General features: G+C 67.4%; 6 protein-coding genes and 1 pseudogene. 5 read left to right on the top strand and 2 right to left on the bottom strand.

Annotation, left to right across the window (positions count from 1 at the left end; genetic code table 11):
• From AAG801_RS38950 to AAG801_RS38965, 4 genes and pseudogenes are all read left to right on the top strand, one after another.
• Positions 1-314, top strand: a pseudogene (locus tag AAG801_RS38950) (F0F1 ATP synthase subunit alpha); the annotation flags it as partial.
• 29 nt (positions 315-343) lie between these two features.
• On the top strand, positions 344-1,228 hold the full coding sequence (gene atpG, locus AAG801_RS38955) for a F0F1 ATP synthase subunit gamma (RefSeq protein WP_341893242.1): 885 nt from the start codon (positions 344-346) through the stop codon (positions 1,226-1,228).
• A 39-nt stretch (positions 1,229-1,267) separates the two neighbouring features.
• A complete protein-coding gene (gene atpD, locus AAG801_RS38960) occupies positions 1,268-2,680 on the top strand; it encodes a F0F1 ATP synthase subunit beta (protein WP_341893243.1) in 1,413 nt (470 codons plus the stop codon).
• Between the two features lie 9 nt (positions 2,681-2,689).
• Positions 2,690-3,109 (top strand): F0F1 ATP synthase subunit epsilon, encoded by a 420-nt coding sequence (locus AAG801_RS38965; RefSeq protein WP_341893244.1) that lies wholly within the window; start codon positions 2,690-2,692, stop codon positions 3,107-3,109.
• Between the two features lie 66 nt (positions 3,110-3,175).
• On the opposite strand, the gene AAG801_RS38970 is transcribed toward AAG801_RS38965, so the two are convergent.
• Together AAG801_RS38970 and AAG801_RS38975 are read right to left on the bottom strand one after the other, a co-directional pair.
• The gene (locus tag AAG801_RS38970) at positions 3,176-4,168 is read right to left on the bottom strand and encodes an AEC family transporter (protein WP_341893245.1); all 993 of its coding nucleotides are present in this window, start codon (positions 4,166-4,168) and stop codon (positions 3,176-3,178) included.
• 51 nt (positions 4,169-4,219) lie between these two features.
• Positions 4,220-4,525 carry a hypothetical protein gene (locus tag AAG801_RS38975; RefSeq protein WP_341893246.1) on the bottom strand — a complete coding sequence of 102 codons (306 nt, stop codon included), beginning with the start codon at positions 4,523-4,525 and terminating at the stop codon, positions 4,220-4,222.
• A gap of 272 nt (positions 4,526-4,797) precedes the next feature.
• On the opposite strand from AAG801_RS38975, the gene AAG801_RS38980 reads away from it, so the two are divergent.
• Positions 4,798-6,846 carry a UvrD-helicase domain-containing protein gene (locus tag AAG801_RS38980; protein ID WP_341893247.1) on the top strand — a complete coding sequence of 683 codons (2,049 nt, stop codon included), beginning with the start codon at positions 4,798-4,800 and terminating at the stop codon, positions 6,844-6,846.
• Positions 6,847-6,897: the final 51 nt, after the last annotated feature.

The following is a 6,897-nucleotide window of genomic DNA, read 5'->3' on the forward strand; positions in this document are numbered from 1 at the left end:
TCGCCTCCGACCTCGACGCCGCCACCCGCAAGCAGCTCGACCGCGGCGCGCGTGTGACCGAACTGCTCAAGCAGCCGCAGTACAGCCCGCTGCCGATCAGCCTGATGGGCGCCACGCTGTACGCCGTCAACAAGGGCTACCTCGACGACATCGACGTCAAGAAGGTGCTGCCCTTCGAGCACGGCCTGCACCAGCACCTGAAGTCCAGCCACGCCGGCCTGCTCGCCAAGCTCGAGAAGGACAAGGCCATGGACAAGGATGCCGAAGCCGAACTGAACAACGCGATCGCGGCGTTCAAGAAGTCCTTCGCTTGAGTCCGAACTGACGACCAGGAGCAGCTGCCATGGCAGTCGGCAAGGAAATACGCGGCAAGATCAAATCGGTGGAGAACACCAAGAAGATCACCAAGGCCATGGAGATGGTCGCCGCCTCGAAGATGCGCAAGGCGCAGGAACGCATGCGTGCGGCCCGGCCTTACGCGGACAAGATCCGCAACATCACCGCTCACCTGTCGCAGGCGAACCCGGAGTACCGCTCGCCCTACATGCGCGCGGCCGAGACGCCCAAGAAGGTCGGCTTCATCGTCGTCAGCACCGACAAGGGTCTGTGCGGCGGCCTGAACACCAACATCCTGCGTGCCGTCACCAGCAAGATGAAGGACGTGCAGGCGGCCGGCGCCAGCGTCGAGGCGGTGGCGATCGGCAACAAGGGCTTCAGCTTTCTCAACCGCATCGGCGCCACCGTGGTCAGCCATGCGACGCAGCTCGGCGACGCGCCGCAGCTCGAGAAGCTGATCGGCCCCGTCAAGGTGATGCTCGATGCCTTCGCCGAAGGCCGGCTCGATGCCGTCTACCTCTGCTACACGCGTTTCATCAACACGATGAAGCAGGAGTCGACGATCGAGCAGCTGCTGCCGCTGTCGGCCGCACGCCTGGAGCAGACCGCGGCCGAGAAGGCGCAGTACGGCTGGGACTACATCTACGAGCCGGACGCGCCGACCGTCATCGACGAACTGCTGACGCGTTATATCGAGGCGCTGGTCTACCAGGGCGTGGCCGAGAACATGGCGTCCGAGCAATCGGCCCGCATGGTGGCCATGAAGGCCGCGACCGACAACGCCGGCACGCTGATCGGTGAGCTCAAGCTCGTCTACAACAAGACGCGCCAGGCCGCGATCACCAAAGAGCTCTCGGAAATCGTCAGCGGCGCCGCCGCCATCAGCGGCTGAAGCCCGCCCCTCACGAATACTGTTTGAAGGATCCCAAAAATGGCCAACACTCAAGCACAGGGCAAGATCGTTCAGTGCATCGGCGCCGTGGTCGACGTCGAGTTCCCGCGCGACAAGATGCCGCGCATCTATGACGCGCTCAAGCTCGAAGGCTCGGCACTCACGCTCGAAGTCCAGCAGCAGCTCGGCGACGGCATCGTGCGCACCATCGCGCTGGGTTCGTCCGACGGCCTGCGCCGCGGCCTGATGGTGTCCAACACCGGCGCCGCGATCACCGTGCCGGTCGGCAAGGCGACGCTCGGCCGCATCATGGACGTGCTCGGGACGCCGATCGACGAGCGCGGCCCGGTCAGCAGTGAACTGTCCGCCTCGATCCACCGCAAGGCACCGAGCTACGACGAGCTGAGCCCCTCGCAGGAACTGCTCGAGACCGGCATCAAGGTGATCGACCTGATCTGCCCGTTCGCCAAGGGCGGCAAGGTCGGCCTGTTCGGCGGCGCCGGCGTCGGCAAGACCGTCAACATGATGGAGCTGATCAACAACATCGCCAAGGCGCACTCGGGTCTGTCCGTGTTCGCCGGCGTCGGTGAGCGCACCCGCGAGGGCAACGACTTCTATCACGAGATGGCCGATTCGGGCGTCGTGAACCTGGAGAACCTGCCTGAGTCGAAGGTGTCGATGGTCTACGGCCAGATGAACGAGCCGCCGGGCAACCGCCTGCGCGTCGCGCTGACCGGCCTGACCATCGCCGAGTCGTTCCGCGACGAAGGCAAGGACGTTCTCTTCTTCGTCGACAACATCTACCGCTACACGCTGGCCGGTACCGAAGTGTCCGCGCTGCTGGGCCGCATGCCTTCCGCCGTGGGCTACCAGCCGACGCTGGCCGAGGAAATGGGCCGCCTGCAGGAGCGGATCACGTCGACCAAGGTCGGCTCGATCACCTCGATCCAGGCCGTGTACGTCCCTGCGGACGACCTGACCGACCCGTCGCCGGCGACCACCTTCGCCCACCTGGACGCGACCGTGGTGCTGTCGCGCGACATCGCTTCGCTGGGCATCTACCCCGCGGTCGACCCGCTGGACTCGAACAGCCGCCAGGTCGACCCGAACGTCGTCGGTGAAGAGCACTACTCGACCACCCGCGCCGTGCAGGCCACGCTGCAGCGCTACAAGGAACTGCGCGACATCATCGCCATCCTGGGCATGGACGAACTGTCGCCGGAAGACAAGCTGGCCGTGGCGCGCGCGCGCAAGATCCAGCGTTTCCTGTCGCAGCCCTTCCACGTGGCCGAAGTCTTCACCGGCTCGCCGGGCAAGTACGTGCCGCTGAAGGAAACCATCCGCGGCTTCAAGATGATCGTCAACGGCGAGTGCGACGCACTGCCCGAGCAGGCCTTCTACATGGTCGGCACGATCGACGAGGCCTTCGAGAAGGCCAAGAAGATCAACTAAGGAGCCGTCATGGCAGCGACCATCCACGTCGACGTCGTCTCCGCGGAAGAGAGCATCTTCTCCGGCGAGGCCAAGTTCGTCGCGTTGCCGGGCGAAGGCGGCGAGCTCGGCATCCTGCCGCGCCACACGCCGCTGATCACCCGCATCAAGCCCGGCGCGGTGCGCATCGAGCGGGCCGACAACGGCGAGGAAGAGTTCGTCTTCGTCGCCGGCGGCATCCTCGAGGTGCAACCGGGCACGGTCACCGTGCTGGCTGACACCGCGATCCGCGGCCATGACCTCGACGAGGCCAAGGCCACGGAGGCGAAGAAGCTGGCCGAAGAGGCGATGAAGAACGCCAAGAGCGACATCGACTTCGCCGCCGCGCAGAGCGAGTTCGCCACCATGGCTGCTCAGCTCGCCGCGATCCAGAAGCTGCGCCGCAAGTAGGCGGATCCAGCGACAGGAAGAACCCGCCCGGCGGCAACGCCCGGCGGGTTTCTTCTTTTGCGCGTGTCAGTCCTTGCGTACGCCGAACACCCAGGCGATCGCAGAAAAGCTGACGAAGGCCAGCGCCGTGCTGACCATGATGATGCGTGTCAGCCGCCCGTTGTCGGCGCCATAGCGCTCGCCGAGGATGGCCACGTTGCTGGCGCTCGGCAGCGCGGCGTTGAGCACCAGCACCAGCAGCGCGAACTGCGAGACATCGGCGCCCGCCGCATTGGCGATCACGCCGCCGCTGAGCACCAGCAGCGGATGCACGAACAGCTTGACGAGCGCCACCGGCAGGTAGTCGCGCACGGGCGTGCGCGTGTGCACATGCTGCTGCGCGCGCCACAGCACTGCGCCGATGGTGAACAGCGCCACCGGTGTGGCCGACTCGCCGAGCATGCGCACGATCTCCTTGAACGGCCCCGGCTGCGGCACGCCCAGCGCGGCCACGAGCGCGCCGAGCGCGATCGCCCAGGGCAGCGGGTTGGTCAGCGCGCCGCGCAGCGCGCGGCCGAAGGGCGCGAGCACGCCGTGCTGGCTTGCGGTCTCGCTGGCCGGTCGCAGCTGCGCGAGCGCCAGGCACAGGGAGCTGGTGAAGACGATGTCGATCAGGATGCAGCCGATCAGCGGGCCGGCGCTCTTCTCGCCGAGCAGGCCGATCAGCAGCGGGAAGCCCATGAAGCCGGAGTTCGGAAAGGCGGCGACCAGGGCGCCGAAGGCAGCATCCTTCATCGACACGCCAGCGCCGTCGGGCGTGCGACGCAAGGTCAATGCGATGACGAACACCACCATCAGCAGCGCGCTGCCGCCCCAGATGGCAATCAGCACCGGGTCGATCAACTGCGCGAAGGGCATGCTCGCTCCGAAGCGGAACAGCATGCAGGGCAGCGCGAAGAACAGCACGAAGCCGTTCAGCCCCGGGATGGCCGACTCCGGCAGGTAGCCGCGCTGCACGGCCACGTAGCCGAGCAGGACGAGTGCGAAGAAGGGGAAGGTGACGGCCAGGATCGCCTGCATGGCCGTCAGTATCGCAGCGCGGCGAGCGCCGCCGACAGGCTCAGCGAGCCCTCAATGCCAGTGCGCGTCGAGCCGCTGCAGCCGCTCGCGGGCGGCGTGTTCGCCGAACTGCAGCGAGACGGCGCCGAACAGGTGCGAACGCAGGTTCCACAGGTCGCTGCGGTCGCGTGCCCGCAGGATGCGCAGGTCGAGCGCGCAGCGCGGCTCGGTCGGCAGGTCCTTGACCAGGCTGCGGCACAGCTGCCGCAGGAACTCGACCTCGCCCGCATCGTCAGGGGGGCCGGATCGCTCCAGGCGCGTGAAGCGAAGAACGCTGTCGAGGGCCCGCTTCCAGCGGGTGTCTGAGGGCGAGGGCATGGCGTTGTACATCGTTGTGGTCCGCGCCATCCGCCTTCGTGGGGCGGCGCGCCGGCTTGGGGCTGGGGTTCGAAGACGGGAGTGTCCCGATCGGCGCGCGCCGCGCCATGCCCTGGCGCAATGCATTCGCCGCAGTCACTGAAAACGTCACCAGCTTCGTGATCGAGTTCATGCCGCAGGCGACGCCGGCGTGACATTTGCCCAGTGCGGTGTGGCCACGCCGCGCCGCTATGATGGCTCGCTCCAAGTCGATCTCGCCGCCTGCCTTCTCCGTGTCCGAACCCGTCGCTTCGCTCAATCCGGCCCAGCTCGACGCGGTTCACCACCTCGGCGGGCCCTGCCTCGTGCTGGCCGGTGCGGGCTCCGGCAAGACGCGCGTCATCACGCACAAGATCGCCAGGTTGCTGCAGGCCGGCTACGCGCCGGGACAGATCGCCGCGATCACCTTCACCAACAAGGCCGCGGCCGAGATGCGCGAGCGCGTCAAGGCGCTCATCGGCGCGCGTGCCGCCAAGCCGCTGGTGGTCAGCACCTTTCATTCGCTGGGCGTGCGCATGCTTCGGCAGGACGGCGCACGGATCGGCCTGAAGGAGCAGTTCAGCATCATGGACAGCGACGACGTGCTGTCCATCCTGAAGGACGCCGGCGGCAGCAACGACAACGCGCTCGCGCGACGCTGGCAATGGGCGATCAGCCTGTGGAAGAACCAGGGGCTGACGAGCGCGCAGGTCGAGCCGGCCGATGACGACGAACGCATCGCGCAGCGCGTGATGCAGCGCTACGAGGAGCGCCTCGCGGCTTTCCAGGCGGTCGACTTCGACGACCTGATCGGCCTGCCGGTGGCGCTGCTGCGGCGCGACGCCGAGGTGCGCGCCAAGTGGCAGGACACGCTGCGCTACCTGCTGGTCGACGAGTACCAGGACACCAACGCCACGCAGTACGAGATGCTCAAGCTGATCGCCGGCGACCGCGCCATGTTCACCGCGGTGGGCGACGACGACCAGAGCATCTATGGCTGGCGCGGCGCGACGATCGATAACCTGCGGCGCCTGCCGGCCGAGTACCCGAACCTCAAGGTCATCCCGCTGGAGCAGAACTACCGCTCCACCGGCCACATCCTGCGCGCCGCCAACGCGGTGATCGGCCACAACCCGAAGCTGTTCGAGAAGAAGCTGTGGAGCGCCTTCGGCGACGGCGAGCCGGTGCGTGTGGTCGAGTGCGACGGCGAGGAGCACGAGGCCGAGCGGGCGGTGGCTTTCATCCAGGCCCAGCGCGGCCAGGGTGGGCAGGTCGCCTTCAAGGACTTCGCGGTGCTCTACCGCGCCAACCACCAGGCCCGCGTGTTCGAGAAGGCGCTGCGCCGCGCGAACATTCCGTACAAGGTGTCGGGCGGGCAGAGCTTCTTCGACCGCGCCGAGATCAAGGATCTGTGCGGCTGGCTGCGCCTGCTCGTCAACAACGACGACGACCCGGCCTTTCTGCGCGCCGTCAGCACGCCCAAGCGCGGCATCGGCAACCAGACGCTGGCCAGCCTCGGCGAGTTCGCGGCCAAGTGGAAGACCAGCCTGTACGAGGCGCTGTTCGCCGAGAGCCTGGGCACGATGCTGAATGCACGTGCGGTCGGCTCGCTGCACGAATTCGGCCGCTATGTGAACGACCTCGAGTACCGCGCCCGCCACACTGTCGGCGCCGAGGATGCCAAGGCGCTGCTGCTCGGATGGCTGAAGGACATCGCCTACGAGAAGCACCTCTACGAGGGCGAGGACAGCGAGAAGCTCGCCGCGGCGCGCTGGTCCAACGTGATGGATTTCGTCGACTGGATCGCCAAGCGCTGTGGCGGCGAGATCGAGAACGACGGCGGCGTATCCGTCGAGACGGAGAAGAAGAGTGTGCTCGAGGTGGCACAGACCATCTCGGTGATCATCAGCCTGGCCGAACGCGGCGACGAGCAGGACGTGGTGACGCTGTCGACCTTGCATGCCGCCAAGGGCCTGGAGTGGCCGCATGTCGTGCTGGCAGGCGTCAACGAGGGCCTGCTGCCGTTTCGCAGCGAAGACGACGAGATGACCCCGCAGCGGCTGGAGGAGGAACGCCGGCTGATGTACGTCGGCATCACCCGGGCGCGCACGACGCTGGCGGTGAGCACGTTGCGCCGGCGCAAGCGCGGCCGTGACACGGTGGCGGGCGTGCCCAGCCGCTTCATCGCCGAGATGAAGCTGCACGAGGTGCAGCAGAAGGAAGACCCGCGTGCCAAGCTGAAGGCGCTGCGTGAGGCCGCCGCGGCGCGCGCCGGGGCGGCGGCAGCGAAGGTGGAGCCATGAGCATTCTCCCGCTGGCCCTCGCGCTGTCGGCGGCGCTGGCCATCGCCGCGG

The organism is Variovorax sp. YR752 (assembly GCF_943372545.1).